Annotated in this window: 29 protein-coding genes and 1 pseudogene; 16 read left to right on the top strand and 14 right to left on the bottom strand. The window is 71.4% G+C overall.

Annotation, left to right across the window (positions count from 1 at the left end):
• Positions 1–38: 38 nt before the first annotated feature.
• Together ybaK and AN216_RS17520 are read right to left on the bottom strand one after the other, a co-directional pair.
• Positions 39–536, bottom strand: coding sequence for a Cys-tRNA(Pro) deacylase (ybaK, locus tag AN216_RS17525; RefSeq protein ID WP_070197623.1), 498 nt, complete (start codon positions 534–536; stop codon positions 39–41).
• Positions 537–663: 127 nt separating this feature from the next.
• Positions 664–1,479: an LON peptidase substrate-binding domain-containing protein gene (locus AN216_RS17520; protein ID WP_070197622.1), complete on the bottom strand. Its 816-nt coding sequence runs from the start codon at positions 1,477–1,479 to the stop codon at positions 664–666.
• Positions 1,480–1,788: 309 nt separating this feature from the next.
• On the opposite strand from AN216_RS17520, the gene AN216_RS17515 reads away from it, so the two are divergent.
• The 4 genes from AN216_RS17515 (at position 1,789) to AN216_RS17500 (ending at position 5,879) form a co-directional block, all read left to right on the top strand.
• Complete coding sequence (locus tag AN216_RS17515; RefSeq protein WP_079166708.1) at positions 1,789–2,793, top strand: fatty acid desaturase; 1,005 nt, start codon at positions 1,789–1,791, stop codon at positions 2,791–2,793.
• A 108-nt stretch (positions 2,794–2,901) separates the two neighbouring features.
• Positions 2,902–4,491, top strand: coding sequence for a xylulokinase (locus tag AN216_RS17510; RefSeq protein WP_070197621.1), 1,590 nt, complete (start codon positions 2,902–2,904; stop codon positions 4,489–4,491).
• A 77-nt stretch (positions 4,492–4,568) separates the two neighbouring features.
• Positions 4,569–4,895, top strand: coding sequence for a non-heme iron oxygenase ferredoxin subunit (locus tag AN216_RS17505; protein ID WP_070197662.1), 327 nt, complete (start codon positions 4,569–4,571; stop codon positions 4,893–4,895).
• A gap of 15 nt (positions 4,896–4,910) precedes the next feature.
• Positions 4,911–5,879, top strand: a complete 969-nt coding sequence (locus AN216_RS17500; protein ID WP_079166707.1) for a LysR substrate-binding domain-containing protein — start codon at positions 4,911–4,913, stop codon at positions 5,877–5,879.
• On the opposite strand, the gene AN216_RS27295 is transcribed toward AN216_RS17500, so the two are convergent.
• From AN216_RS27295 to AN216_RS17490, 3 genes are all read right to left on the bottom strand, one after another.
• A complete protein-coding gene (locus AN216_RS27295) occupies positions 5,873–6,112 on the bottom strand; it encodes a VOC family protein (protein WP_079166706.1) in 240 nt (79 codons plus the stop codon). The two genes, AN216_RS17500 and AN216_RS27295, sit on opposite strands and share 7 nt — an antisense overlap.
• On the bottom strand, positions 6,112–6,675 hold the full coding sequence (locus AN216_RS17495; RefSeq protein WP_079166705.1) for a VOC family protein: 564 nt from the start codon (positions 6,673–6,675) through the stop codon (positions 6,112–6,114). The genes AN216_RS27295 and AN216_RS17495 overlap by 1 nt, the downstream gene beginning before the upstream one ends.
• Before the next feature lie 152 nt (positions 6,676–6,827).
• Positions 6,828–8,453, bottom strand: a complete 1,626-nt coding sequence (locus tag AN216_RS17490; protein WP_070197620.1) for an oxidoreductase — start codon at positions 8,451–8,453, stop codon at positions 6,828–6,830.
• A 278-nt stretch (positions 8,454–8,731) separates the two neighbouring features.
• On the opposite strand from AN216_RS17490, the gene hisD reads away from it, so the two are divergent.
• The 9 genes and pseudogenes from hisD to AN216_RS17450 all read left to right on the top strand — a co-directional run.
• Complete coding sequence (hisD, locus tag AN216_RS17485; protein ID WP_070197619.1) at positions 8,732–10,066, top strand: histidinol dehydrogenase; 1,335 nt, start codon at positions 8,732–8,734, stop codon at positions 10,064–10,066.
• On the top strand, positions 10,067–11,266 hold the full coding sequence (locus tag AN216_RS17480; protein ID WP_244502515.1) for a histidinol-phosphate transaminase: 1,200 nt from the start codon (positions 10,067–10,069) through the stop codon (positions 11,264–11,266).
• Positions 11,263–11,856 (top strand): imidazoleglycerol-phosphate dehydratase HisB, encoded by a 594-nt coding sequence (hisB, locus tag AN216_RS17475; protein WP_070197618.1) that lies wholly within the window; start codon positions 11,263–11,265, stop codon positions 11,854–11,856. Before AN216_RS17480 ends, hisB begins: the two co-directional genes overlap by 4 nt.
• 55 nt (positions 11,857–11,911) lie before the next feature.
• Positions 11,912–12,070, top strand: a complete 159-nt coding sequence (locus AN216_RS29315) for a hypothetical protein (protein WP_170843154.1) — start codon at positions 11,912–11,914, stop codon at positions 12,068–12,070.
• 3 nt (positions 12,071–12,073) lie between these two features.
• Positions 12,074–12,724, top strand: a complete 651-nt coding sequence (hisH, locus tag AN216_RS17470) for an imidazole glycerol phosphate synthase subunit HisH (protein ID WP_070197617.1) — start codon at positions 12,074–12,076, stop codon at positions 12,722–12,724.
• The gene (gene priA / locus AN216_RS17465; protein ID WP_244502514.1) at positions 12,724–13,506 is read left to right on the top strand and encodes a bifunctional 1-(5-phosphoribosyl)-5-((5-phosphoribosylamino)methylideneamino)imidazole-4-carboxamide isomerase/phosphoribosylanthranilate isomerase PriA; all 783 of its coding nucleotides are present in this window, start codon (positions 12,724–12,726) and stop codon (positions 13,504–13,506) included. The genes hisH and priA overlap by 1 nt, the downstream gene beginning before the upstream one ends.
• Complete coding sequence (locus AN216_RS17460) at positions 13,503–13,901, top strand: RidA family protein (protein ID WP_070197616.1); 399 nt, start codon at positions 13,503–13,505, stop codon at positions 13,899–13,901. The genes priA and AN216_RS17460 overlap by 4 nt, the downstream gene beginning before the upstream one ends.
• A gap of 61 nt (positions 13,902–13,962) precedes the next feature.
• Entirely contained in the window at positions 13,963–14,724 is a 762-nt protein-coding gene (hisF, locus tag AN216_RS17455) for an imidazole glycerol phosphate synthase subunit HisF (RefSeq protein WP_070197615.1), read from the top strand.
• A gap of 90 nt (positions 14,725–14,814) precedes the next feature.
• Positions 14,815–14,973 (top strand): annotated as a pseudogene (locus tag AN216_RS17450) (HisA/HisF-related TIM barrel protein); the annotation flags it as partial.
• Positions 14,974–15,124: 151 nt separating this feature from the next.
• Here the strand turns inward: AN216_RS17450 and AN216_RS17445 are convergent.
• Both AN216_RS17445 and AN216_RS17440 read right to left on the bottom strand, forming a co-directional pair.
• On the bottom strand, positions 15,125–15,511 hold the full coding sequence (locus AN216_RS17445) for a hypothetical protein (RefSeq protein WP_070197658.1): 387 nt from the start codon (positions 15,509–15,511) through the stop codon (positions 15,125–15,127).
• Positions 15,512–15,519: 8 nt separating this feature from the next.
• Positions 15,520–15,825 (bottom strand): hypothetical protein, encoded by a 306-nt coding sequence (locus AN216_RS17440; protein WP_070197613.1) that lies wholly within the window; start codon positions 15,823–15,825, stop codon positions 15,520–15,522.
• A 58-nt stretch (positions 15,826–15,883) separates the two neighbouring features.
• Between AN216_RS17440 and AN216_RS31095 the strand changes: the two genes are divergently transcribed.
• On the top strand, positions 15,884–16,177 hold the full coding sequence (locus tag AN216_RS31095; protein WP_070197612.1) for a hypothetical protein: 294 nt from the start codon (positions 15,884–15,886) through the stop codon (positions 16,175–16,177).
• Between the two features lie 15 nt (positions 16,178–16,192).
• On the opposite strand, the gene AN216_RS17430 is transcribed toward AN216_RS31095, so the two are convergent.
• The 7 genes from AN216_RS17430 to AN216_RS17400 form a co-directional block, all read right to left on the bottom strand.
• Positions 16,193–17,047 carry an SAM-dependent methyltransferase gene (locus AN216_RS17430; protein WP_070197611.1) on the bottom strand — a complete coding sequence of 285 codons (855 nt, stop codon included), beginning with the start codon at positions 17,045–17,047 and terminating at the stop codon, positions 16,193–16,195.
• A 238-nt stretch (positions 17,048–17,285) separates the two neighbouring features.
• On the bottom strand, positions 17,286–18,698 hold the full coding sequence (locus tag AN216_RS17425; RefSeq protein WP_070197610.1) for an FAD-dependent oxidoreductase: 1,413 nt from the start codon (positions 18,696–18,698) through the stop codon (positions 17,286–17,288).
• A complete protein-coding gene (locus tag AN216_RS17420) occupies positions 18,695–19,414 on the bottom strand; it encodes an isochorismatase family protein (protein ID WP_079166703.1) in 720 nt (239 codons plus the stop codon). The genes AN216_RS17425 and AN216_RS17420 overlap by 4 nt, the downstream gene beginning before the upstream one ends.
• Positions 19,411–20,817, bottom strand: coding sequence for a dihydroorotase (locus AN216_RS17415; RefSeq protein ID WP_070197609.1), 1,407 nt, complete (start codon positions 20,815–20,817; stop codon positions 19,411–19,413). The genes AN216_RS17420 and AN216_RS17415 overlap by 4 nt, the downstream gene beginning before the upstream one ends.
• Complete coding sequence (locus AN216_RS17410) at positions 20,814–21,704, bottom strand: isocitrate lyase/PEP mutase family protein (RefSeq protein ID WP_070197608.1); 891 nt, start codon at positions 21,702–21,704, stop codon at positions 20,814–20,816. Before AN216_RS17410 ends, AN216_RS17415 begins: the two co-directional genes overlap by 4 nt.
• Positions 21,701–22,423 (bottom strand): GntR family transcriptional regulator, encoded by a 723-nt coding sequence (locus AN216_RS17405; RefSeq protein WP_070197607.1) that lies wholly within the window; start codon positions 22,421–22,423, stop codon positions 21,701–21,703. The genes AN216_RS17410 and AN216_RS17405 overlap by 4 nt, the downstream gene beginning before the upstream one ends.
• An 18-nt stretch (positions 22,424–22,441) precedes the next feature.
• Positions 22,442–23,746, bottom strand: a complete 1,305-nt coding sequence (locus AN216_RS17400; protein WP_070197606.1) for an MFS transporter — start codon at positions 23,744–23,746, stop codon at positions 22,442–22,444.
• Between the two features lie 387 nt (positions 23,747–24,133).
• On the opposite strand from AN216_RS17400, the gene AN216_RS17395 reads away from it, so the two are divergent.
• Positions 24,134–25,240 (top strand): P1 family peptidase, encoded by a 1,107-nt coding sequence (locus AN216_RS17395; protein ID WP_070197605.1) that lies wholly within the window; start codon positions 24,134–24,136, stop codon positions 25,238–25,240.
• Between the two features lie 161 nt (positions 25,241–25,401).
• Positions 25,402–26,433: a glutathione S-transferase family protein gene (locus tag AN216_RS17390; RefSeq protein ID WP_070197604.1), complete on the top strand. Its 1,032-nt coding sequence runs from the start codon at positions 25,402–25,404 to the stop codon at positions 26,431–26,433.
• Positions 26,434–26,575: the final 142 nt, after the last annotated feature.

Below are 26,575 nucleotides of genomic sequence, written 5' to 3'. Positions count from 1 at the left end.
CCCGGCGGACTCCGGTGGCGTGCGCCGGGGCCGTCGCGTCACCTACGGGCGATGGGCGCCGTCCGTGCCGAGGTCAGCGCGACCAGGTCGGCCGGGGCCAGCTCGATCTCCAGGCCCCGCCGGCCCGCCGAGACGAGGACGGTGGGGTGCTCCCGCGCGGACGCGTCGACGACCGTGGCCAACCGCTTGCGCTGGCCCAGCGGAGAGATTCCGCCGCGTACGTAACCGGTGGCGCGCTCCGCGTCCGCCGGGTCCGCCATGACGGCGCGTTTCCCGCCGATCGCCACCGCCAGGGCCTTCAGGTCCAGGGAGGCGGAGACCGGCACCACGGCGACCGTCAGCGCGCCGTCCACCTGCGCCACCAGCGTCTTCAGCACCCGCTCGGCAGCCACCTGGAGCGCTTCGGCCGCCTCCTGACCGTAGGACTCCGCGGCCGGATCGTGCTCGTACGAGCGGGTGCTGAAGGAGATCCCGGCCCGGGTGGCGGCGACGGTCGCGGGCGTGGCCGCCGACTGCTTCCGCGGCTTCTTCGGCACGGTGTCCCTCCCATGTCCTTGTCGGACTGCCACGCACGCGCCTCGGTCCCGTCACGTACGTGCCGCCCATCGGCGGTCGTACGCCGGCTGGTTCTGCTGGTCCGGCTGGACGGGTTGTCCGAGGCGGTCAGTTACGGCTGGTCGGCCCGCGGGTGAGCTCCGCGGCCGGGAGGGAGGGCAGCTTGCCGATCACCGCCGTCTCCCGGCGCAGCAGCCGCAGTTCCTCCGCGAGCCGGGTGGCGGTGTCCGGTGCCTGCAGCAGCCGCTGCTTGCTCGGCGTGTCCAGCACGGTCGCCGCCGCGACCAGGTACGACACGACGGCTGGATCGTCCGGCAGCTCCTGCCCGGCGGCGAGCGTGCGCTCCCGCGCGCCGGCGAGCCGCTTCTGGTACGTACGGAACGCCCGCAGTACCCCGGAGGCCAGCGCTCCCGCGCCGTCCCCCTCGGCCTCCTCCAACTCCTCGACCTCCGCCATCAGGTACGGGCCGCTGGTGTCCACGGACAGCAGCCGGAATCGGGTGGTGCCGGTCGCCAGCACCTCGTATCCCCCGGCGGCCTCCTCCGCCCCGGCGGCCGGCGGTGCGCCCAACGGCTCCTCGTCCCCGTCCGCGTCCTCCGGCACGTCGCCCGCCCCGGACTCGCGGACGGTGGAGGCGTCGGCCACACAGCCGACGGGATAGAAGGACTTCATCGGCTCGTCCCCGAATCCGGCGGTCGGGTCCGTCCCCGTGGGCTCCGTGGGATCGGGCAACCCGGGGGCGGACGGTGCCACCTCCCGGCCGTCCCGGATGGCGACGACGGCGAACCGGCGGGGGGTGCCCTCCGGAAGCTCCAGGAGGTCGTGCATCAAGGCGCGGTACCGCTGCTCGAAGATGTTCAGCGGCAGCACGAGGCCCGGAAACAGCACCGAGTTGAGCGGGAAGAGCGGAAGCGCGACAGTCACGACCGGTAAGCGTAGTACGGTTCGCGCTTCCTGGGGGTGCGGGCCGGTGCGGGACGCCCGTACGGAGGAGAGCGGAGCCGGCCCGGTCGTGCCTATTGGTACCCGGGGGTCAGTGGCGGACATGACGCGTGCAGCCGTACGGCGGGTGGCGCGAGCGCGCCGGCCGCTGGTCCCGGCTGCCGCCCTCGAGGAGGCATAGAGGATGTCTATGGCGCGGGTTCGGATTTTTGATTCGACGTCGACTGCCGGCTCGTTCATCGTGTGTCCGAGAGGTCGGTGCACGCTCTGCGAGCGAAGGAGGGCCACCCGATGGCGCCCATGCGGACACCCGATGACGTGGATCCCTGGTCGGAGCCCCCGAAACCGCCACTGCCGCGCAAGGAACTCAAAGGGCTGCAACGCCGCCGCAACGGCCCCGCACTGCGCTACATGGCGGGACACCTGGCCATCGGCGCGCTGACCACGGCGCTCGTGGCGTGGAGTTGGGGCACCTGGTGGATGCTTCCGGCGATGTTCGCCCAGGGCGTGGTGTTGGTCTTCCTGTTCGCACCGATGCACGAGTGCACCCACGGTACGGCCTTCCGCACGCGGTGGCTGAACAGCGTCGTGGCGACGTTCTGCGGCGCCTTGATGATGCGGCCGGCGCTCTACTTCCGGTACCGGCACGCCGCGCACCACACCTACACTCAGGACCCGGCGCGTGACCCCGACCAGGTGCCCATGCCGGAGGGACTGTCCGGATACCTCGGCGAGGTGTTCGGGATGGAGTTCTGGCCGAAGATGGTGGGGACCCTCTACCGTGGCTGCGCCGGTCGCTACAACGAACGGGAGAAGCTCTTCCTCCCGGAGTCCCAGCGCTCCAGGGTGAGCTGGGAAGCCCGGCTGATGGTCGGCGGTTACGTCCTCGTCGCGGCCGGCGGCGTGCTCAGCGGAGCCTGGATCGGGCTGCTCGCGTACTGGCTGATCCCCCGGATCCTCGCCGAGCCCGCCCTCCGTCTGGTGCGGATGGCCGAGCACACCGGTATGGCGGAGGGCGCGGACCCGCTGACCAACACCCGGACCACGCTCACCAATCCGCTGGTCCGCTTCCTGTACTGGAACATGCCCTACCACGCCGAGCACCACCTCGCGCCGTCCGTGCCCTTCCACCGCCTCCGCCAACTGCACGAGGCGCTGCCCAACGCCCCGCAGGAGCGGGAGTACGTGGTCAGCAAGGGGTACGTACGGGCGCACCGCGACATCGTCCGGAACCTCGGCAACGGCGCCGGGTCCACCGTGCCGAGCAGCACCTCCGCGCGCGTGGCCGCCGGCTGAGCGGCGTACTGCGGCTTCCGCCCGCACCCTGACTCGCCGGCACGCTGCTTCCCGGCCGGCGCGTCTCCTCCCTCCTCCCGTGACCATCGCGATGCAAAGGAGCATCCGTTGCCCGGACAGCTTTCGCTCGGTGTCGACATCGGCACCACCAACGTCAAGGCGTGCGTCCTCGACACCTCGCGGGGACGGGTGCTGGCCTCGGCCGCGGCCGAACACCCGCTCCATCACCCGCATCCCGGCTGGGCTGAGCAGGACCCCGAGGCGTACTGGACGGCCGTCACCCACTGCATCGCCGGCTGCCTGGAGCAGTACCCGGGACCGGCCTCCGACGTGGTCGGCGTCTCCATCTCCGGACTGGTCGGTGTCACCCTCCCCGTGGACCGTACGGGTCGGCCGCTGCGGCAGGCGATGATCTGGATGGACAGCCGCTCGGAGGCCCAGTGCCGGAGCATCCGGGAGCGGGTGGGAGAGCGGCGTATCCAGGAGGTCAACGGGAACCGGGTGGCGCCCTGGTTCATCGAGCCGAAGGCCCTGTGGCTGCGGGAACACGAGCCGGACGTCCTCGAGCGGACCCACAAGCTGCTGTCGCCCGCCGGCTTCTGCACGATGCGGCTGACGGGCGAGTACGCCGTCAACCACGGCGACGCCGGACTGTTCTATCCGTACGACCACCGGCAGGGCCGCTGGGACCACGCGCTGACCGAGGCGCTGGGTCTGCCACCGGCCATCTACCCGGACATCCACAGTTCGGACACCGTCATCGGTACGGTCACCGCGGAAGCGGCGCGGGAGACGGGCCTCGCCGAGGGCACCGCGGTGGTGGCCGGCGGCACCGATATCGGGGCGGCCGCGCTGGGGGCCGGGGCGACCGAGGCGGGACAGGCGTACTACTCCATGGGCACCGGCTCCAACCTCGGCGTGCTGATCCCCCGGGGACAGCCGCTGGAGGAGTACCGCATCCTCAAGTGGCCGCACGTGCTGGACGGGATGACGCTGTTCGACGCGCCGATGGCCTTCACCGGGGCCTCGCTCAAGTGGTTCCGGGACAAGTTCGCCGACCCGGAGAGCGTCCTGGCCGAACGCATGGGGCGGAACGTGTTCGACCTCGTCACCGCGCAGGCCGAACAGGTCTCTCCGGGCGCCGACGGCCTGCTGTACCTGCCCTACCTGGGCAACTCCCTCGCACCGCGCTGGGACGGCAACGCCTCCGGGGTGTTCTTCGGCGTCCAGCCCTTCACCAGCCGTGCCCACGTCATTCGGGCACTCATCGAGGGCGTGGCCTTCGACCTCCACTCGAACGTACGGATCGCAGACGAGGCGGGAGCCGACTTCTCCGAGATGGTGCTCAACGGCGGGCCGACCAAGAGCGCGCTGTGGAACCGGATCACCGCCAACGTCACCGGACGGCGCCTGCTGATCCCCGACGTGGACGAGGCGGCCCCACTCGGCGACGCCGTCGTCGCCGCCTCCGGCGCGGGGCTCTACCGGGACATGACCGAACCCATGAAGCATCTCGCCCCGATCCGGCACGTGGTCGAGCCGGACCCCGAACTCCACGAGATGTACGGCGAGTTCTTCGACCTGTGGGAACGGCTCTACCGGGACCTCGAGGACAGCATGGCCCGCCACCACGCCCTCGTCGCCCGGCACAGCGACCCGGCGCCCAGCCAGATCAGCGGCGCGGGCAGCGACCACTGATCCGAGTGGGCCCGACGTACGGCCCGAACCCGGAGACGGCCACCGCCGCCGACACCCACACAAGGAAGCGAGTGAACGTGACCGAAGCAGGCCACAACTGGTGCCCACTGATCGCCGCCGCCGAAGTGGAGGAGGACGACGTGCTCTGCGTGCGGGCGTGCGGGCGGAACCTCGCGGTGTTCCACATCGACGGCGACTACCACGTCACCGACGACCGCTGCACGCACGAGGAGGCGTCGCTGTCCGACGGCTACCTCCAGGACGACACCATCGAGTGCCCGCGCCACCAGGGCGTCTTCCACGTGCCCAGCGGCAAGCCGATGGCCGCGCCGGTGACCCAGCCCTTGCGGGTGTATCCGGCGCGGGTCGAGGATGGGCAGGTCTGGGCCGACATTCCGGAATAGACCTGGGGGTGCTCGATGTCGGAGACCCCCGAGGAAGCGGCCGTACGCGGGGAGTTCACTCCGCCGCCTCCGGTTTCCTCGGTGTCTCCGCCACCGAGGAACAGCCTCCCGTACGTCAGCTTCAACCAACTCCGCTCCTTCCACGCCGTCGCGCTCGCCGGGAGCGTCACCGGCGCGGCTGCCCTGCTGCACGTCAGCCAGCCCACCGTGACGGTCCAACTGCGCCAGCTGGAAGCCCACTACAGCGTGGACCTGGTGCGGCGCACGCCACGCGGAGTGCGTCTGTCCGAACTGGGCGAGGCGCTGTACGAGCTCACCCAGCGGCTGTTCGCCCTGGAGGGCGAGGCCGTGGAACTGCTGAACTCCGCCGGCGGCACCCTGCGTGGCCGGCTGCGGGTGGGCGGCGTCGCGCCGCACTTCGTCATGCGGCTGCTGTCCGCCTTCAGCCAGGCCCATCCCGCCGTCGACCTGTCGCTGCGGCTGGACAACTCCACCTCCGTCATCCGCTCCCTGGTGGCCCAGGAGATCGACGTCGGCGTGGTCGGCCAGACCGCCCTGGACACCAGGCTGTACGCGCTGCCCTACAGCAAGCAGGACATCGTCCTCTTCTGCCGCGACGACCACCCCTGGGCCAGCCGGGAGGGCGTCGAACTCGCCGAACTCACCGGCCAGCCGCTGGTGATGCGGGAACAGGGCTCAACCTGCCGACTCACCCTGGAGCGCGCTCTGCAGGAACGGGAGGTGACCCCGCACATCGCCCTCGAGGTGGTGCGGGAGGGCGTACGCGACGCGGTGGTCGCCGGCTTCGGCGTCGGTGTCACCACCGAGTCGGAGTTCGTACCCGACCAGCGGACCCGGATGCTGCGCATCCTCGACGCCGACCTCTTCACCGAGGCGTTCACCGTGTGTCTGCGCCACCGCCGGAACCTCTCGGTCACCCGGGCGTTCATGAAGACGGCCGAGGAGTGCTTCGAGCGTCAGTAATCGGCGACCCGCCAGAAGAAGCCGTCCGGGTCGGCGAAGTGCCCGTGGTCGCCCCGCTCGGTCCGCACGGTCTCCGCGGTGATCCGGCCGCCGGCAGCCGCGGCGGCCGTCAGCACGGCGTCGACGCCGTCGGCGCCGTCGGCCTGCTCGGTACGATGCCGCAGGACCATCGCGGGGAAGCCACCGCCCTCCTGGCCGACTCCCGCGTCCTTCTTGAGGGTCGGGCGAGGCATCAGACAGAGCCAGCGGCTCCGTCGGCGGGATGGAAGTCGACGTACTTGCTGCCGTAGTCCCGGTCCGTCCTCATGCCCAGGGCCTCGTAGAAGGTCTTGGCGGTCTTCGGATCGCGGACCCCGAGAATGAGCGTGGTCTCGGTGGGACGAGGGGACGTCGCCGCCGGGCCGGTGTCCTCGCCGGTGCTCGCCGCCAGCTTCCAGACGGAGCCGTCCGGTGCTCGGAACACCGCGGAGTACGAACCGAACAGCGCCTTCTTCGCCGGCTTCAGGGTGTTCGCCCCGCCGCGTACGGCCTCCTCCCGCACCGTTCTGACCCCGGTGGGCTGAGTGAGGACGTAGGACAGGACATAGCCACGGAACCCCGAAGTCGCCTGCCCGGCACCGGCGTTCGTGGCCAGCGTCTCCGCCGGGGCCACGGCGAACCGACCGGCTCCGTGCATGTCGAGGTCGGCCGCGGCACACTCGTCGGTGACGGTGGGAGAGAGGGCGGACCGGTAGAACGTGCGTGCCTCGGCCACGTCGGGAGCCGAGAGCAGAACGGTGTCCAGTGAAAGGGTCAAATCGGCTCCTCGGGTTCGCCGGGAGCGGTGCGCCACGAGTGTGGAGCGGTGCTCCATGAGTGTGGATCACGCTAGGGGCGCTCGGAGAGAGCACGCTTCTCGATTCCTGACCGATGCTCGCCAGCGCCCCGCCGCGCGGCCCGCCCGTACGCCTACTGGCGGCGCAGGAGCCGCGTCGCGCCGGCCGCGACGGTGGTCGCCAGGAACCAGCCGAGCAGGATCATCGAGGCCGACGCCCACTGCTGCCAGCCGTCCATGCGCCAGGCCAGGTCCTGCCCGAAGGTGATCACCGGGAGCAGCAGGTCGAGGGTGTAGAGCGCGACGTTCCACTCCGGCGCCTCACCGCTCTTCAGCGGGTCCGGCTCGTCACCGGAGAAGAGCAGCATCCCCAGCAGCCACAGCACCGCCATCCACAGCGCGGCCTGGGCGGGACGGTAGCCGTAGGCCACCGTCCAGTCCTGCAGATAGCCCCAGACCTTCCCGGCCAGCGGCAGCGTCTCCCGTCTCCGGCGCTGCTTCGCCAGCAGCACCAGGCGCGCCGGGGCGTCCTCGCCGCGGTTCCGGTAGACGGTCGCCAGCTGTTCGTACGGCCTCGGGGAGTACTCCGGAGTGGCCGTGGCGAGCCAGCCCAGCCGCTGCTGCAGCGAGAAGCGGCCGCGCGGGATCAGCTCCTGGTACACGAAGCCGGCCATCCACAGCCGCTCGTCGCGTGGCCAACTGCCCACCTTGTCCACCAGCTTCTCCACGCTCGCCCCGGACAGCACGATCACGCCGCGCTCCGGTGCCTGCGAGGTGAAGCACAGCTCCGGAGTGGTGACCCGGCGCAGCGACAGCTCCTGGTCCCGCGCGAGCTGGAAGCGGGCGTTGTCCAGGACGAGTTGACTACCGAACCGTCCATCATCCAGCTTCACGCCGCCGTGGCACTCGAAGCGTTTCGTACGATGCCGCCCGGCGCCGCCCATGCCGTCGGGCAGCAGGTGCGTACCGGTCGCCGGGGTGGACCCCTGGGTGAGGGCCTGCCGTTCCGGCACGTCGTCGGCGAAGTGTGCGAACTGGTCGACGGTGAGCTGCGGCGCGTTGAGGGCGTACCGGCCCTGGTCGTTGCGCAGCACGCTGCCGTACATGAACAGCGAACCGCCGACCGTCGCCCCGCGCAGGTTCACCTCGCCGTCCGTGGCAAGCAGGCTGGCCTTGAGCTCCTGCGCGACGTTCAGCCCGTCGGCGGCGATCGCCCGGGACCGCCGGCGGCTGCCGATCCGCGACTCGTTCAGTACCAGGTCCGTGCCGATGCCGGCGTCGGTCAGCCGGACACCGTCCGGGATCTCACACCGGGCCAGGTGCAGGTCACCGCCGACACTGGCGCGGGTGGCCTCCAAGCGCGGTAAGTAGCAGTGCACCAGGCGTACGGTGGACAGCTGGGTCTCCGGCATCCGCAGCTCCTCCGCGAAGCGGCAGTGCCGAAGCTCGACGTACGACTCGACGCTGCCGCCCGCGAGATTCAGCGTCCCGATGATGTAGGCGCCGGTCAGGTGCAGCGAGGCGACCCGGCCGGGCAGCGCGGCCGGGCTGTGGTCCGGCAGCAGCAGCGTGCTGATCACCCGGGCCCGCACCGTACGCTCCGGACCCCAGTCGTGTTCGCTGCTCGGATCGTCCAGCTCCGGCTCGCCGCAGCGCAGGTCGTACGCGCTGCCGTTCCGGAACGCCTGCCACATGCCCCACTCCGCGGTGGTCGGCTGGAGCCAGGCGGGCGGATCGTCCGAGCCCGATGGTTCGCTCACGGTGTGTCCCCCCCAAGGCGCCTTGCCGGTCCGGCAGTCCCGCGGGACGTCCGGCGGGAGGTGGAGTCGGCCACCCCCTGCCGGACGCTCTTACCCGCGGGTGACCGGTTGAACGCCCCTCGTGGCGATCAGCTTTCGGACACGTGGCCGAGCGGGCCGACGGTCGGCCGTACCGTGGCGCTCGGCTCGTGGCGACCGCGCGCGGCGCTCGACCACGCGCCGTATCACCAGCTGATACGCGCGCCGGGCTCGCGCGCGGGGTCTGCGAGAATGGGTCCGTGATCTCCCGAATCGATCTGCGGGACTCCGCCCCCTCCGTCACCGACGGTACGCGCGCGCACGGAGTCGACCGCAGCCTGTTGCCCCGCGCCGAACTCGACGTCGAGGCCGTCCTGGAGAAGGTGCGGCCGATCTGCGAGGACGTGCGGCATCGTGGCACGGCGGCGCTGGTCGACTACGCCGCGCGGTTCGACGGTTGCGCGCTGGAGCGGACCCGCGTCCCCGCCGAGGCACTGCGACGTGCCCTGGCGGAGCTGGATCCCGCGGTGCGCGCGGCGTTGGAGGAGTCGATCCGCCGGGCCCGTGTCGTGCACCGGGAGCAGCGCGGCGCGGACTCCTCGGTGCGGGTCGTGCCGGGCGGCACCGTCGCGGAGCGCTGGGTGCCGGTGGAGCGGGTCGGGTTGTACGTACCAGGCGGCCGGGCCGTCTACCCGTCCTCCGTCGTGATGAACGTGGTGCCGGCCCAGGAAGCGGGGGTCGACTCGCTCGCCGTCGCCTCCCCGCCGCAGGCGGACTTCGACGGTCTGCCGCACCCCACGGTGCTGGCCGCCTGCGCGCTGCTCGGGGTGGACGAGGTGCACGCGGTCGGCGGCGCCCAGGCGGTGGCCATGTTCGCGTACGGCACCGCCGAGTGCGTGCCCGCCCAGCTGGTCACCGGGCCCGGGAACGTCTACGTCGCGGCGGCGAAGCGGCTGCTCAAGGGCCGGATCGGGATCGACGCGGAAGCCGGGCCCACCGAGATCGCGATCCTCGCCGACGACACCGCCGACCCCGTCCATGTCGCCGCCGACCTGATCAGCCAGGCCGAACACGACACGCTCGCCGCCGCCGTCCTGGTGACCCCCTCCGAGACGCTGGCGGACGCCGTCGACACCGAGCTGAAGAATCAGGTCGCCGCCACCCGACACCAGGAGCGGATCACCGAGGCGTTGGCCGGCCGGCAGTCCGGCACCGTGCTGGTGCGGGACCTGGCGCACGGCCTCGCGGTGGTGGACGCGTACGCCGCCGAGCACCTGGAGATCCAGACCGCGGACGCCCCGGCGGTCGCGGCCCGGGTGCGGAACGCCGGGGCGATCTTCGTCGGGGCGTACGCCCCCGTCTCGCTGGGCGACTACTGCGCCGGCTCCAACCACGTGCTGCCCACCGGTGGCTGCGCCTGCCACTCCTCCGGACTGTCCGTGCGCTCCTTCCTGCGTGCCATCCATGTCGTGGACTACTCCCGGGACGCGCTGGCGGAGGTCACCCAGCAGGTGGTGACGCTCGCCGAAGCCGAGGACCTGCCCGCGCACGGGGCGGCCCTCAAGGCGAGGTTCGACGGAAAGGTGCCACAGTAAGTGACCCGCGACACCCGTGACCCCCGGGAGGCCGGCGGCGCCCTGGACGACGGCGGCTCCCTGCCGGTGCGCGACGAACTGCGCGGCCAGTCGCCGTACGGCGCGCCGCAGCTGGACGTGCCGGTGCGGCTGAACACCAACGAGAACCCGTACCCGCTCCCCGAGCCGCTGGTCGCCCGGATCGCCGAGCGGGTCGCCGAGGCGGCCCGCGGGCTGAACCGCTACCCGGACCGGGACGCCCTCGAGCTGCGCGCCGGACTCGCCCGATACCTCACCGACTCCACCGGCCACCCGGTGCGTACCGACCAGGTCTGGGCGGCTAACGGCTCCAACGAGGTGCTGCAGCAACTGCTCCAGGCGTTCGGCGGCCCGGGGCGCACGGCGCTGGGCTTCGAGCCGACGTACTCGATGCACGCGCTGCTCGCCCGAGGCACCGGCACCGGCTGGATCGCCGGGCCGCGCCGGGCCGACTTCACCATCGACCTGGACGCGGCCGTGCGCACCATCGCCGAGCGGCGCCCGCAGGTCGTCTTCGTCTGCTCGCCCAACAACCCCACCGGCACCGCCGTCGACGCGGACACCGTTCGCGCGCTGTACGACGCCGCGCAGGCCGCCCGCCCCTCGCTGGTGGTGATCGACGAGGCGTACGGCGAGTTCAGCCACGCCCCCTCGCTGCTGCCGCTGCTCGAGGGCCGGCCGCATCTGGTGCTCTCCCGGACGATGTCCAAGGCGTTCGGCGCCGCCGGCCTGCGGCTCGGCTATCTCGCCGCCGCACCCGCCGTGGTGGACGCGGTGCAGCTGGTACGGCTGCCGTACCACCTCTCCGCCGTCACCCAGGCCACCGCCCTGGCCGCGCTCGAGTACACCGACACGCTGCTGGCGTACGTGGCGCAGCTCCGGAGCGAGCGGGACCGGCTGGTGGCCGAACTGCGTGCCGCCGGCTGCGCGGTGACCCCCTCGGACGCGAACTTCGTCCAGTTCGGCGTCTTCGCGGACGCCGCCGCGGCCTGGCGGCGGCTGTTGGACCAGGGCGTACTCGTACGGGACAACGGCGTGCCCGGACACCTGCGGGTCTCCACGGGCACCCCGGAGGAGAACGACGCCTTCCTGGACGCCGTACGCACCCTCACGAAGGAACACAGCATGACGGTCAGCACGCCGGACAGCACGACCGGCAGAATGTCGGAGGACCCAGCATGAGCCGCATAGGGCGCGCCGAGCGCAGCACGAAGGAGACCTCGGTCGCCGTCGAGATCAACCTGGACGGCAACGGGACGGTCGACGTGTCGACGGGCGTCGGCTTCTACGACCACATGCTCGACCAGCTCGGCCGGCACGGCCTGTTCGACCTGACCGTCAAGACGGACGGCGACCTGCACATCGACAGCCACCACACCATCGAGGACACGTCGCTGGCGCTGGGCGCCGCCTTCAAGCAGGCGCTCGGCGACAAGCGGGGCATCGTGCGGTTCGCCGACGCCTCGGTGCCGCTGGACGAGTCGCTGGCCCGGGTGACCGTCGACCTGTCGGGGCGTCCGTATCTGGTGCACAGCGAGCCGGCCGGGATGGCGCCGATGATCGGGCCGGCGTACGACACCACGATGACCCGGCACATCCTGGAGTCCTTCGTGGCCCAGGCCCAGATCGCGCTGCACGTCGACGTGCCGTACGGGCGGAACGCGCACCACATCGTGGAGTGCCAGTTCAAGGCGCTCGCCCGGGCGCTGCGTTACGCCAGCGAGATCGACCCGCGGCAGGGCGGTATCCCCTCCACCAAGGGGGCGCTGTGAACCGGCCCGTCCCGACTCGCCAGCCGTCCGCCGCCGGCGTCCCCGGGAGGTGCCGGTGACCGGGCTGTCCACCCTGTTGATCTTCGTCGGCCTGTTCCTCGCGGGCGGCGCCGTGTCCTTCTGGAAGCAGCAACTGCCCAAGGGCGTCGTGGCGTTGCTCGGCCTCGCCTCCGCCATGGCGTTGCTCGGCGGCATCCTGCGGCTGGAGTTCTGAGCGATGAGCGGCACTCTCCCAAGTAAGCGGACCGTCGTCCTCGACTACGGCTTCGGAAACGTACGCTCCGCCCAGCGCGCCCTCGAACGGGCCGGCGCGCAGGTGGAGATCACCGGTGACTACGACACCGCGATGGCCGCGGACGGCCTGCTCGTGCCCGGCGTGGGCGCGTTCGCCGCCTGCATGACGGGGCTGCGCGAGGCCCGTGGCGACTGGCTGGTCGGTCGTCGACTCGCGGGCGGTCGCCCGGTGTTGGGCATCTGCGTCGGCATGCAGATCCTGTTCGCCCGCGGGGTGGAACACGGCGCCGAGAGCGCGGGCCTGGACGAGTGGCCCGGCACCGTCGGCCCGCTGCGGGCCGACGTCGTCCCGCACATGGGCTGGAACACCGTGGACGCCCCCGCCGACTCCCGGCTGTTCCGCGGCCTCCCGGACGACACCCGCTACTACTTCGTGCACTCCTACGCCGCCCACGACTGGGAACTGGAGGTCACCCACGCCGCGATGCGGGCGCCCACGGTCAGCTGGACCACGCACGGCAGCCCGTTCGTCGCCGCCGTGGAGAACGGCCCGCTGTGGGCCACCCAGTTCCATCCCGAGAAGTCCGGCGACGCCGGCGCCCAGCTGCTCACCAACTGGATCGAGACCCTCTGATGCCCGCGCAACCGCCCGTGTCCCCGCCGGCGCACGCCACCCCTGCCTCCCGGTCCGACCAGCGGCTGGAGCTGCTGCCCGCCGTGGACGTACGCGACGGGCAGGCCGTACGCCTCGTGCACGGCGAGTCGGGCTCCGAGACCTCCTACGGCGACCCGCTGCGCGCCGCCCTGGACTGGCAGCGCTCCGGCGCCGAGTGGCTGCATCTGGTGGACCTGGACGCGGCGTTCGGCACCGGCGACAACCGGGAGCGGATCGCCGAGGTCACCGCCGCGATGGAGATCCAGGTGGAACTGTCCGGCGGCATCCGGGACGACGCCTCGCTGGAGGCCGCGCTGGCCACCGGATGCCGTCGGGTCAATCTCGGCACCGCCGCGCTGGAGACCCCCGAGTGGGTCGCGAAGGTGATCGCGGAGCACGGCGACCGAATCGCCGTCGGCCTGGACGTACGCGGCAGCACGCTGCGCGGACGCGGCTGGACCCGGGACGGCGGTGACCTCTACGAGACGCTGGCACGGCTGGACTCCGAGGGCTGTGCCCGCTATGTCGTCACGGACATCAACAAGGACGGCACGCTGCGCGGACCCAACCTGGAGCTGCTGCGGAACGTCTGCGCGGCCACCGACCGCCCCGTCGTCGCCTCCGGCGGTGTCTCCTCCCTTGACGATCTGCGGGCGCTCGCCACCCTGGTAGCAGCGGGCGTGGAGGGGGCGATCATCGGGAAGGCCCTGTACGCCCGGGCGTTCACCCTGGAGGAGGCATTGGAGGCGGTGTCACGATGAGCGGCGCTGGGGACGGTGTCCAGCGGGTGGGTTCGGGCAATCCGTGGGAGGAGAGCATCGGCTTCGCCCGGGCGGTCGCGGCCGGAGACCGGGTGCTGGTGTCCGGCACGACGCCGTTCTCGGACGGGGTGCTCCAGGCCGAGGGCCCGTACGAGCAGGCCCGGGCGGCGTTCGGCAACGCCCTGGCCGCGCTGGAGCGGTTCGACCTGGACGCCGACGCGGTGGTGCGTACCCGCATGTACCTCACCCACTCCCGGGACATCGACGAGGTGTCGCGGGCGCACAAGGAACTGTTCGACGCCGTACGGCCCGCGGCCACCATGCTCGTGGTGTCCGGGTTCGTCGACCCCCGGATCCTGGTCGAGGTGGAAGTGGAAGCCTTCCGCGGGGCCTGAGGCGGGCTCGGCCTCTCCTACGAGAGCCGTGACGTGAGAGAAGCAAGGTGAGGGAAGCAGCATGAGCGTGGCCGTACGCGTCATCCCCTGTCTGGACGTGGACGCCGGACGTGTGGTCAAGGGCGTCAATTTCCAGAACCTGCGGGACGCGGGTGACCCGGTGGAGATGGCCAAGCTCTACGACGCCGAGGGCGCCGACGAGTTGACCTTCCTGGACATCACCGCTTCCTCGGGGGATCGCTCCACCACCTACGAGGTGGTGCGGCGTACCGCGGAGCAGGTGTTCATCCCGCTGACCGTGGGCGGCGGGGTGCGCAGCGCCGAGGACGTCGACAAGCTGCTGCGTTCCGGGGCCGACAAGGTCGGCGTCAACACGGCTGCCCTCGCCCGTCCGGAGCTGATCCGGGAGATCGCCGAACGCTTCGGCCGCCAGGTGCTGGTCCTCTCGGTGGCCGCCCGCCGTACCGCTGGTACGGACTCCGGCTTCGAGGTCACCACGCACGGCGGCCGGCGCGGCACCGGCACCGACGCGGTCGAGTGGGCACACCGCGCGGCCGATCTGGGCGCCGGGGAGATCCTGCTGAACTCCATGGACGCGGACGGCACCAAGGACGGCTACGACACCGAGATGATCGCCGCCGTACGCGCGCGCGTGGGCGTCCCGGTGATCGCCAGCGGCGGCGCGGGCCGGCTCGCCGACTTCCCGCCGGCGATCGACGCGGGCGCGGACGCGGTGCTGGCGGCCTCCGTGTTCCACTTCGGTGACCTGCGGATCAGCCAGGTCAAGGACACCCTGCGGGCGGCCGGCCACCCGGTGCGGTGAGCGCTCCGCGGGGCGTGGCGCGGCACGCGGACGCTCCGGAGCTGTCACCGGGTGCCGAGTGGTGCCATGCNGCCTGGGCCGTACAGCAGGGTGATCGCCAGCGGCGGCGCGGGCCGGCTCGCCGACTTCCCGCCGGCGATCGACGCGGGCGCGGACGCGGTGCTGGCGGCCTCCGTGTTCCACTTCGGTGACCTGCGGATCAGCCAGGTCAAGGACACCCTGCGGGCGGCCGGCCACCCGGTGCGGTGAGCGCTCCGCGGGGCGTGGCGCGGCACGCGGACGCTCCGGAGCTGTCACCGGGTGCCGAGTGGTGCCATGCCTGCGTACCACCGGTTCCGGCGCCACCGGCGGGAGGGTGGCCGGCGGGCGAGGTTGTGGGATAACCGGGGGCGGGAGCCGGTCAGAGCTTCACGGTCACGACGCGACCGCCGCACAGCGCGCGTATGTCGTCCTCGTCGGAGGTGAGGACGGTGACCGGCGCGGGCTGCCGCAGGGCGATGGCTGCCAAAGATGCGTCGATGGCGTACTTGTGCCCGTGCAGTCCCGCCTCGCGAAGCAGGACGATCGCCTCCTTCGCGACGTCCTCGGTCACCGCTTCGACGTGGACCCGGGAGAGCGCCCAGTGCCACGCGGGTCGGTACGCCGTGCGGTCATAGGCCTCGATGAGAGTCATCGAGGTGGTCATGACGCGGAGACCGAGCCGAAAAGCCTCCTTGAGCCGGAATCCCATCCGCCGGTCACCGCGCACCCATTGGGACAGACCCTCACTGTCGAGCAGGTAGGTCATCGCCCCGGTCACGCCGCGCGCTGGGAGTCGTCACGAGCGGGCTTCGGCGCGCCTTCCTGGTCCGATTCCCGGGAAAGCTCCGCATGCCTGCGCTCGATGTCCTGGCGTTCCGCGGCGGCCTCGGCCATCTCGGCCTCGCTGACGGGTCCGTACTCGGACTCCCACCAGTCGATGGCCTCGCCCAGTCGTTCCTGTTCCCGCTTGCGCTCTATGGCCTGCGCGACGTAGCGGCTGAACCCCCCTGGCCCCACGTCGGCCCGAATGGCCTCGGCCAGCTCCTCGGGCAGTGTCACGGTGTACTTCTTCGTGGTCATACCAGCGACCATACCGAGGGGGAAGTGCTCCGGCCACTACACGGACGGGTGAAGCGCCGTGCTGGCCGTTTCGTCGGCCCCGGGGCTGGTGGGCGAGCGGCTGGTGGTGACCGCCCGGCCCGCGCGTGTCGCGTCCGAGAGCCAGCCGGAGGCGAGTGGGATCCATACGGGCACCCCGCGTCCGTACTGCTCGGTCATGGGCAGGAGCCCGGTCCGTACGCGCGCCGACCGACGTACCGGAGGCGGCTTTCGGGGCGCGGTCTCGGCCGTGTGCCAGCGGTGCGCGCGGCGCTTCGAGCAGCCGACCGTGCCGTACCCCCTCCAGGTCGACCTGCTGGAACGCGGGGCGTAGTGGCGCCCGGACGCCTCAGGGCTTGAGCGCTACGCCCGCCCAGAGACTGACCTCAGCGTCGGTCGGCGTCCGCTGGGGCGTCGTCCCCAGGGCGTGCGCGGGCGACGGGACCGTGATGTCAGGCCGCCATTCGTGGGCGAGGACGACGCCGGGGTCGAGCAGCTCGAGTCCGGCGAAGAAGGCGATGACCTCGTCGCGGCTGCGTGCCTGGGTGGGGACGCCCTTCTCGGTGTAGACCTGCACCAAATGCCCGACCCCGCGCGGATCGATGTCGGTGGTGACGTGGGACAGGAGCAGTGCCGAACCGGCCGGAAGCACGGAGAGCAGATGCGAGGCGATGCCGTACGGGTCACGTGCGTCGGGCACGAAGTGCATGACCGCGTTGATGGACAGCGCCACCGGCTGGGTCAGATCCAGGGTTCGGACCAGGTCCGCCGCGCCCAGGATGCTGTCCGGCTCCGTGATGTCGCCCTCGACGTACGCGGTACGGCCTTGTGCCGTGCTGTTCAGCAGCGCCCGTGCGTGCGCGAGCACGATGGGGTCGTTGTCGGCGTAGACGACACGGGCCTTGGGGTTGATCTGTTGGGCGACCTCGTGGAGGTTCGGGCTGGTGGGTATGCCGGTCCCGATGTCGAGGAACTGGCTGAACCCGGAGTGGGCGAGTACCTGGACGGCGCGGTGCATGAAGGAGCGATTGGCACGGGCGGCACTGCGGGCCGCCGGCCACGCCTTGAGAGCTTCCTCAGCGCCCTTGCGGTCGGAGTCGTAGTTGGTCTTGCCTCCGAGGTAGTAGTCGTACATACGGGCGGAGTGCGGGCGGTCGAGGCGGAGATCGCGTGGTTGACCGCTGCTGGCGTCGCTGATCGGCATTGTGCCGCCTTCCCGGGGAGTGGAGTTCTCGGCGAATGCTCCGTGCGTCAGAGGAGTGCGCGCGCCATAGTAATGACAACCGCCGCGAGTGATCACCGGAATCGTAACCACCATGGTGGTGAGCCGTCATGGTTACCGATGAACGTGCTCGTCGGTCAAGTGGCGAGAAACGGCAGGAGCTTGGAGCGCGCACCGCGCTCCCCGGCAAGTACGGCACGGCTGGGGACGTAACCGTGTGTCAGGGACCGTCCGGGTCGCGGTCGGCGTGCGGCGCCGGACGTCCTGGGCGTCGCGCCGCCGTGCTGCCCGCCACCCGGCCGAGTCCGACGGCCGAGAGCAGGCCGTTGCCGGAGGAGTAGCCGCGGCCTCCGGACCGCCCCGACAGCCCTCCGGTCACACCGCCGACCGCGTGGAGGCCGGGGACGGTGGTGCCGTCCTGGCGGATGACCCGGGCGTACCGGTCGACGTCCACTCCGCCCTGGGTGTGGAAGAGCGCCGGTACGGAACGGACCGCGCAGTAGGGCTCCTTCAGCGGTCCCATGGGGAAGTCGCGGCGTCCGGTGGCGTCGGCGGTGCCGGACGCCGCGGCCCGCTGCTGGTCGGTGATCGCCGCCTCGACGGCCGTCGCCGAGCAGCCGATGATCTCGGCGAGCGCGGTGGCACTGGTCGCTTCCTTGACACCCCCGATGGTGACCAACTCGGCGAACTCCGGCTCGTTTCCGGCGATGAAGTCCCGGATACGGGTGTCGAAGACCACCCAGCTCTCCTCGGCGACCTTGGCGACCTCGGAGGCGAAGCCGGAGTAGCCGACGCTCTCATCGCCCATACGGTGGCCGTCCGGGGCCAGCAGGAAGCCGCCCTTCTCCACCGAGGTCCAGCTGACGATGGATCCGTGTGGGTACGCCACGGCGGCGTAGCCCTGGTAGGCGCCCATGTTGAGCAGCCGGGCTCCGAGGTCGGTGGCCCAGGTGATGTTCTCCCCGGTGGAGCCGTCGGCACCGAAGTACTGCGCGGCGCTCGCCTCCGGGAGCCACCGGTCGATCATCTGCTGGTTGTTGCCGAAGCCGTTCCCCGCCAGTACGACCGCGTGCGAACGCAGTTCGTAACTGCCGCTTCGCTCGCCGGCCACGCGTACTCCCGAGACCCGCCCGTCCTCGACGAGCAGGCCGGCCACCGGATTCCCCACCACGATCTCCACGTCCAGCCGCCTGGCGGCGGCGGACAGGTCCCGGATCAGGGACTCACCGCGCCGGTCGGGCGGGGCGTGCAGACGCTGCACGCTGTGTCCGACGTGCTTGTAGTCGGTGATGATCCGAAGGTCGACGTCGTGCCGCTCCACCAGCCACTCCACCAGGCCCGCCGACTCCTCCGCGAGGAAGCGGACCAGGTGCTCCGCCTCGTGGTCGCCGCTCTGCCGCAGCAGGTCGGCCGTCATCCGTTCGGCGTCGTCCTCGATACCGGCGGCTCGCTGGTAGCGGGTCCCCCCGGCCGGGATGGAGCCGGTGGAGACGAAGGTGTTGCCCCCGGGACGGTCCAGCTTCTCCAGCAGAGCCACGCTGGCGCCGGTCTCCGCCGCCGCGATGGCGGCGGTCAGGCCGCCGCCGCCCGCGCCGACGACCACGACGTCCACGTCGGTGTTCTCCACGCTCATCGGTCCGTTCCTCGGGTACGCAGCTCCGCCAGCCGGGGCAACAGCTCCGCCGTGGTGGAGACGTCGGCGTACTTCTGCGCCATGTCGAAGAGGTTGGCCTCGTGCACCACGGGGCTGCGGTCGTACACCGCGTCACTGGGGACGGCGACGCGGAAGTTGAGGGAGAAGGCGTCCGTGACGCTGGAGCGGACGCAACCCGAGGTGGTGCAGCCCGCGACCACCAGGGTGTCCACGCCGGCCTCCACCAGGTAGCTGGTCAGCGGCGTCCCGAAGAACGCGCTCGGGTGCCGCTTGGGCAGCAGCACGTCGACGTCGGCGGGAGCGACCTCCTGGACGAAGTCGTAGCCGTGCTCCGGAATGTCCATGATGCCGGGGACCTTGGCCCCGAGCCGTCCGGCGTCGTAGCTGCGTTTCGGCGCCACGTGCGGGTAGAGCACCGGCCATCCCGTGTCCCGGAAGACCCCGAGCAGCGTGCTGATCCGGCCCACGGCGTCCCAACCCGCCTGACCGCAGCTGGTGGTGAACTCCTTCGTGGCCTCCTCGAACGGCTGTGGCCGGGTCCCGACGGTGCGGTACTGCACGTCGATGATGAGCAGTGCGGGTCGGGTGCCGAGTCCCGCCGGCCGGCCGAAGCCGGCCAGTTCGTAGCGTCGCCGGGTGGTCTCGTCGATCACCCCGGCGCCGCCCACGGTCCAGGGCTGGTCAGCGGTCGTCACAGTTCCTCCTTCTCGGCGGCGGCCAGCGCGCTCGCGCCGCTGCGTTCACGGTGCAGGTAGGACCCCCGCGGCTGTTCGGAGAGCTGCCCGTCGCGTACGGCGAAGTGGCCGCGTACGAGGGTGTGGACGATCCGTACGGGGGCGTGACGTCCCTCCCAGGGGGTGTAGTCGGCGGCTGAGTGCTGCTGTTCGGCGGCGATGGTCGTCTCGCCGTCGAGGTCCACCACGGCGAGGTCGGCGTCGGAGCCGACCCGGATGACGCCCTTGCGGGGGTAGAGGCCGAAGAGCTTTGCGGAACGGGTGCTGGTGGCGTCCACCAGGCGGGCGAGCGGCACGTGCCGCCGCAGTCCCTCGCCGAGGGTCAGCGGCAGCAGCACTCCGGTGCCGGGGAAGCCCGCGCTGGCCGACCAGATGTCCTTCTCCTTGAACGAGCGGTGCCGGGCGTTGTGGTCGGAACCGACGGTGTCCACGCTGCCGTCGGCGACTCCCGCCCACAGCGCCTCCAGGTCCGACTCGGGGCGCAACGGCGGGTTGACCTTGCCGTAGGTGCCGCAGCAGGCGGACGTCGTGAGGGTCAGATAGTGCGTGCAGGTTTCCACGAAGAGGTTCGGGTACGCGGAGCGCTGCATCCGCATGGCGTCGAGCCCGGCGGAGCTGGAGGTGTGCACGGCGTACGCGGACGCGCCGGTCGCCGCGGCCAGGTAGGCCACCCGTTGCTCGGCCTCGGCCTCCACCAGCGGCGGGCGGGTCAGGTGCCAGGCGTGCAGCGGACCCTTCGACTCGTCGCGGGGTTCCTGGCGCAGCCGCCAGACGATCTCGATGTTCTCGGGGTGCGGGTTGACCATGGCGCCGGCGTCGGCGGTGGTGCCCAGCAGGTCGTACATGAAGCCGTCGTCGTTCCCCGGCATGCCCAGGTAGGCACCCTCGTCACCGCGGAAGTTCATGAAGAACTTGAAGCTGGAGACGCCGAGTTCCCTGACGTAGGAGGGAACGGCCCGGACGTGCTCGTCGGTGCCGAGGACGTAGTGAAAACCGAAGTCGGTGTGTGTGCCGAGCTCCATGGCCGCCCGCGCGGAGTGGTGCACCTCGTCGTAGGGGTCGGAACTCATCAGGTAGATCAGCATCGAGGTGACGCCGCCGGCCGCCGCCGAGGCGGTCTCTCGTTCGGCGTCCTCGCGGTCCCTCGGGACCCGGATGTCCTTGCCGAGGTGGACGTGCGGGTCGATGGCGCCGGGCAGCACGGCGGCGCCGTTCAGGTCCACCGTCTCGATGGCCTGGGCGGGGGCGCTCGGGTCGATGACGCCGGCGATGCGCCCGTCGTGGATGAGCAGATCGGCCGTGGTGAGCCCGTTGTCGTGCAGGAAGACGCGGCCACCACGCAGCCGCAGGTCGAACTCGCTCATGGGGACTCCTCCGTACGTTCGGTCGCCGCGTAGCGCTCGTCGAGGGCGTCGAAGTGCGGCTTGCGCACCAGGTTCTGGCGCTCGCTCCAACTGATCATGAGGTCCTCGGCGTCCCGGGTGTCGCCGTGCTTCCGGAGGTGGTCGAGCACCGTTCGCATGCCGAGGACGGCGCCGCGCATGGCGGCGTTGGCGTAGAGAGCCACGGAGAAACCGAGGTCGCCAAGCTCCTCGCGGGGCAGCAGCGGGGTGAGTCCGCCCTCGACCATGTTGGCCATGTGACGGCCGGGAACATCCCGGGTGATCTGGCGCATCTCCGCGCGACTGACCGGCGCCTCGACGAACAGGACGTCGGCGCCCGCCTCGGCGTAGGCGGCGGCGCGCTCGCAGGCGGCCGTGATGCCCTCCATCGCGCGCGCGTCGGTACGGGCGATGACCAACAGATCGTCGTCCAGGCGCGCGTCGACGGCGGCGTGGATCTTGCCGAGCATCTCGCCCGTACTGATGACGTCCTTGCCGGCGAAGTGCCCGCACTTCTTGGGGCTGGCCTGGTCCTCGATCTGTACGGCGGCGGCTCCGGCCCGCTCCAGGCTACGCACCGTGCGCTGGGCGTTCAGCGCGTTGCCGAAGCCGGTGTCGGCGTCGACGACCAGCGGCAGACCGGTCGCGTCCGCCATCGCCGCGACCTGGCCGGCGAGTTCGGGCAGGCTGAGCAGCCCGAGGTCGGGCATGCCGAGCTGCGTGTTGGAGACTCCCGCGCCCGACACGTACACGGCCTCGAAGCCCGCCTCCTCGACCACGCGCGCGGTGAGGGCGTTCGGGGCTCCGGGCAGCATCAGCGGCCGGTCCTCGCGGTCGATGAGCCGCCGCAGCCTGGTAGTCGCTCTCATATGTCGTTCTCACTCCGGTTCTGTCGCGTGTCCCCCTCGGGTTTCCCGTCCCCCCCAGGTAGGCCTAGTGCCGCGATGGCGCTGTCCATCGAATGGTCGAGGTGCCGCGTCATCAGCGCGGTGGCCTCCTCCACATCGCGCCGGCGCAGCATCGCCACCAGGTCTCCGTGCTCGACCACGGCCGCGCGGGCGCGCGTCGGGCGCTGCGCGGACATCGAGCGGGCCAGGGAGAGCTGCCGCTGCACCTCCAGCGCGCTGCGCATCAGTGCCTGGTTGCCGGCGAGCAGCACCAACCGCAGGTGGAAGTCCGGTTCCTGTGGGTAAGCCGGGTCGGTGTCCCGCATACGGTCAGCGGTGTCGGCGAGCATGGTCTCCAGGTCCTCCAGCTCGGCGTCGGTGGCTCGGGCACAGGCCAGCCGCACCGCGTGCAGTTCCAGTGCGCCGCGCAGCTCGTACAGCTCGACGATCTCCGGCCGGGAGAAGGTGCGGACGAACGCTCCCCGGTGACTTATGACGGTGAGCAGGCCCTCGCTGACCAGCCGCTGGATGGCTTCCCGCAGCGGACCGCGGCTGATCCCGAGCGAGGAGGCGAGCGAGACCTCGTTGAGTCGTTCACCCGGCTGGAGGGAGCCGCCAAGGACCATGTCGCGCAGGACGGACTCGGTCGCCTCCGAGAAGGTGTTCCTCGACAGCAGCCGCTTCTGGCTGTATTCGGACACGAAGTCCCTACCTTTCTCTCAGGCGTCGCGCAACTGTGTGCCGGCAGTCTCCCTGAGGGCCACCGCGGCACCCAGGGTGATCAGCGCGGTGCCGACGACGAACCACGCCGGAGCGAGGGACGAGCCGGTGAGGTCCACCAGCCAGGTGCAGATGTACGGTGCGGTGCCGCCGGCCGCGGCACTGCCGAGGTTGAAGCCCAGGGCGATGCCGGTGTAGCGCACCCGGGTCGGGAACATCTCGGCGAAGGTGGCGAAGGCCGCGCCCATCAGCGCGGAGTCGATCAGACCCAGCACGATGTGCGAGGCGACCGCCCATCCCGTACTCACCTCGAAGAGCACGAAGCCGGGTACCGGCAGCGTGATCGCGGCTATCGAGGCGCCGAGGAGCACCGGCTTGCGTCCGACTCTGTCGGTGAGGGCGCCGAACAGCGGCATACAGGCGGTGGAGACGCCCAGCGTGGCCACGGTGGACCAGAACGCCACCCCCGAGGAGATGCCCAGGACCTCCTGGAAGTGGATGTTCACGTACACGTAGAACACGTAGTAGGCGGAGAAGAGCAGGATCGACAGGCCGAGGCACTGCAGTAGGGCCTTGCGGTGGGTGCGCAGTGCTTCGAGCAGCGGGGCGCTGGCCGTCTCCTTCTCCTCGTTGACCTGCTGGAAGGCGGGAGTGTCGTGCAGGCGGGCCCGGATCAGCAGCCCGACGACGCCGAGCGGGATGGCGATGAGGAACGGCACTCGCCAGCCCCAGTCCCGCATCGTCTCCTCGCCCAGGGTGGTGTTGAGCAGGGACACGCACAGCGCGGCGAGCAGGGCGCCGGCGAGCGCCCCGGTCTGGGTGGTGGAACAGTAGAGGCCGCGTTTGCCGTTCGGGGAGTGTTCGGCGACGAAGGACGCCGCGCCTCCCAGCTCGCCGCCGGCCGCGACGCCCTGAAGGCAGCGGGCCAGCACCAGCAGGGCGGTGGCGCCGACACCGATCGCCGCGTAGGTGGGAAGCAGACCGATGAGGCCGGAGGCGACGGCCATCAGCACGACGGTGCCGGCCAGGGCGTCCTTACGGCCGTAGCGGTCACCGAGGTGGCCGAAGATGACTCCGCCCACGGGGCGCAGGGCGAAGGCCACCGCGAAGGTCGCCAGGGTGGCGAGCAACCCGGCGGTGTCGTCTCCGCTGACGAAGAAGTGCGTCGACAGGATCGTGGCCACGTAGCCGTAGACCCCGAAGTCGAAGTACTCGACGATCGAGCCCACAGCGCCGGCCGCGACCACCCGTGGGGAAATGCGTTCGCTGTCCTGGCTGTCGGCTGTGCTGGTGAGTTCGGCCATGGCTGGCCTCCTTGTACGTGCGGCCGCGAGCTGCCGACCGTGAGTGAGAGGGGAGGACCGGAGCGGCGGCGGTGTTGTCACGCCTGGCTGCTGACAGTTGGGTGCTTACGTCCTGTGGCGCTGACCATGTCGCTGATCAGGCTTGGGGACTGCCGGCACGCTGACTCCGGCGGGGGGGGAGTACGCGATGCTCGGGCAGGAGCCACCTTCCAACCGCCAACTGACAACTGTCAACAGTTCACAGGAACATTGCTTTGGGTGCCCCATTCGTTTCCTGGAGTGATGAATCGGGCGCGGTTGTCGGCGCCACCACTCGCTGTGGGCCCTCCGCGTGGGGGCCGGTAGGGTCGCCCCTGGTCGGTGGCGGGGTACGAGGAGGTACGAGCCATGCCGGATAAGCCGAACCGCCCCCGCGCGCGGGACCTGGGGCTGCCGTTGCCGCCGGGTGAGCCCGGGCCGGACAACGCGCTGACCGACGTACCAGGCGTGGCTGTCGGGCACACCACCGTGACTGATCCGCCACGGGTGCACAGCGGGGTCACCGCGATCGTGCCGGACGGCATCGGGCCGGCTCCGGCCGGAGTCACGCTGCCCGCCGGGCTGTTCGCCGGCAACGGCTACGGCAAGCTGGTCGGGGCCACCCAGCTGACCGAACTGGGGCAACTGGAGTCACCGATCGTGCTCACCAGCACCCTGTCCGTCTTCCGGGCGGCGGACGCCGTGGTGAGCTGGCTGTTGGAGAGGCCGGAGTTCGCCGGGGTCGAGTCGTTCAGCCCGGTGGTGGGCGAGTGCAACGACGGTCACCTCTCGGACATCCGGGCCCGCCCGGTCACCGCGGCACACGTACGGGAGGCCATTGACGGCGCGCACGCCGGCCCGGTCGCGGAGGGCTGCGTGGGCGCCGGCACGGGCACCCGAGCGCTGGGCTTCAAGGCGGGCGTCGGCACCGCGTCCCGGCGGGTGGAGCTGGCGGGCGAGCGGTTCACCCTCGGGCTGCTGGTGCAGGCCAACCACGGCGGCACGCTGCGGGTCGGGGGGATGGCGGTCCGTCCGTCGGAGCCGGCCGAGTCGCCGGCGGCGGACAGCGGCTCTCCGCCGCCGGACAACGGCTCCTGCATGCTGGTCCTGGCCACCGACGCGCCCCTGGACGCCCGGCAGTTGGGCCGATTGGCCCGCCGCGCGGTCTTCGGGCTGGCGCGTACCGGCGCGGCGTACGGCAACGGCAGCGGCGACTATGGCCTGGCCTTCAGCACCCGGCACGAGGCGCCGGCGCCGCCGGACCGGCTGTTGGACCCGCTGTTCGAGGCGGCCCTGGACCTCGCCGAGGAAGGGGTGCTGAACGCGCTGTGCGCGGCGGTGACGACCCTCGGCCGGGAGGGACGTACGGCCGAGGCCGTGTCCCCGGAGACGTGGGCGGACCGCGCGCGGCGGGCGGCGCGGGCCGAGGACCGGGACCGGCTTGCGGAGCGGAGGCCCGGCGACGGGGGCACATGACCGTTCGGCGACCGTACGGGTCAGCCAGGGTGGCGCCAAACGGACCACCCGGTTATCCGGTGTCCTGATCTTTCCCCGAGGACGCCGGCCCGGTGGGGCATGCTGGAGGAGCGGATGCGGGTAGGAACGGATCTAGCCCCGCGAAGAGAGGAACGAGAGCCATGAGCGGCACCACGGAAAGCGCCCCGGAGGGCAACACCGAGTACGGCCGTAAGCCCTTCAAGCGTTCCAAGAGCCACTTCGCCGACCGCATCACGGCGGACGGGCGGGACGGGTGGCCGGTGGAGCCGGGCCGCTACCGTCTTGTCGTCAGCCGCGCATGCCCCTGGGCCAGCCGCGCGTTGGCCTCCCGCCGGCTGCTGGGGCTGGAGGACGCCATTTCACTGGCCGTCGTGGACCCCCTGCAGGACGACCGCAGTTGGCGGTTCACGCTCGACCCGGACGACCGCGACCCGGTGCTGGGCATCCGTTTCCTGCACGAGGCGTACGACAAGCGGGAGACCGGCTACCCGGGCGGCGTGAGCGTGCCCGCCATCGTGGACATCCCCAGTGGTGAGCTGGTCACCAACGACTTCCAGCAGATCACGCTGGACTTCGCCACCGAGTGGTCCGCCCTGCACCGCGAAGGTGCCCCGGACCTCTACCCGGAGGCGCTGCGCGAGGAGATGGCCGAGGTGATCGAGGGCGTCTTCCGGGACGTCAACAACGGCGTGTACCGCGCCGGTTTCGCCACCACCCAGTACGACTACGAGTTGGCGTACGAGGACGTCTTCCGCCGGCTGGACGCGCTCTCGGCCCGGCTCGCGGACCGCCGTTACCTGGTCGGCGACCACCTCACCGAGGCGGACATCCGACTGTTCACCACCCTCGTCCGGTTCGACGCCGTCTACCACGGCCACTTCAAGTGCAACCGGAACAAGATCACCGAGGACCCGGTGCTGTGGGCGTACGCCCGTGACCTCTACCAGACCCCCGGGGTGGGCGACACGGTCGACTTCGACCACATCAAGCGGCACTACTACGAGGTGCACACCGGCATCAATCCCACCCAGATCGTGCCCGCGGGCCCGGACCTGTCCGGCTGGCTGGAGCCGCACGGCCGGGAGCGGCTCGGCGGCAGCCCGTTCGGTGACGGCACTCCGCCGCCCCCGCCACCGGCCGACGAGGTGATCCCCGGCGGTCCCCAGGCCTGAGGCCGCCGCCTTACGGGCCGCGCGTGCGGGCCGTGTGGCCGGGTCGCTGGTGAGGGCCGCGACGCACACCCGTCGTGGCCCTCCGTTGTCCGTGGCGAATGTACGACGCGGGCTCCGACAGGTCCGTGCGGCGCCGGAGCGG

The organism is Streptomyces oceani (genome assembly GCF_001751245.1).
Lineage (GTDB): Bacteria > Actinomycetota > Actinomycetes > Streptomycetales > Streptomycetaceae > Streptomyces > Streptomyces oceani.
This window is presented reverse-complemented; position numbering and strand designations above follow the sequence as displayed.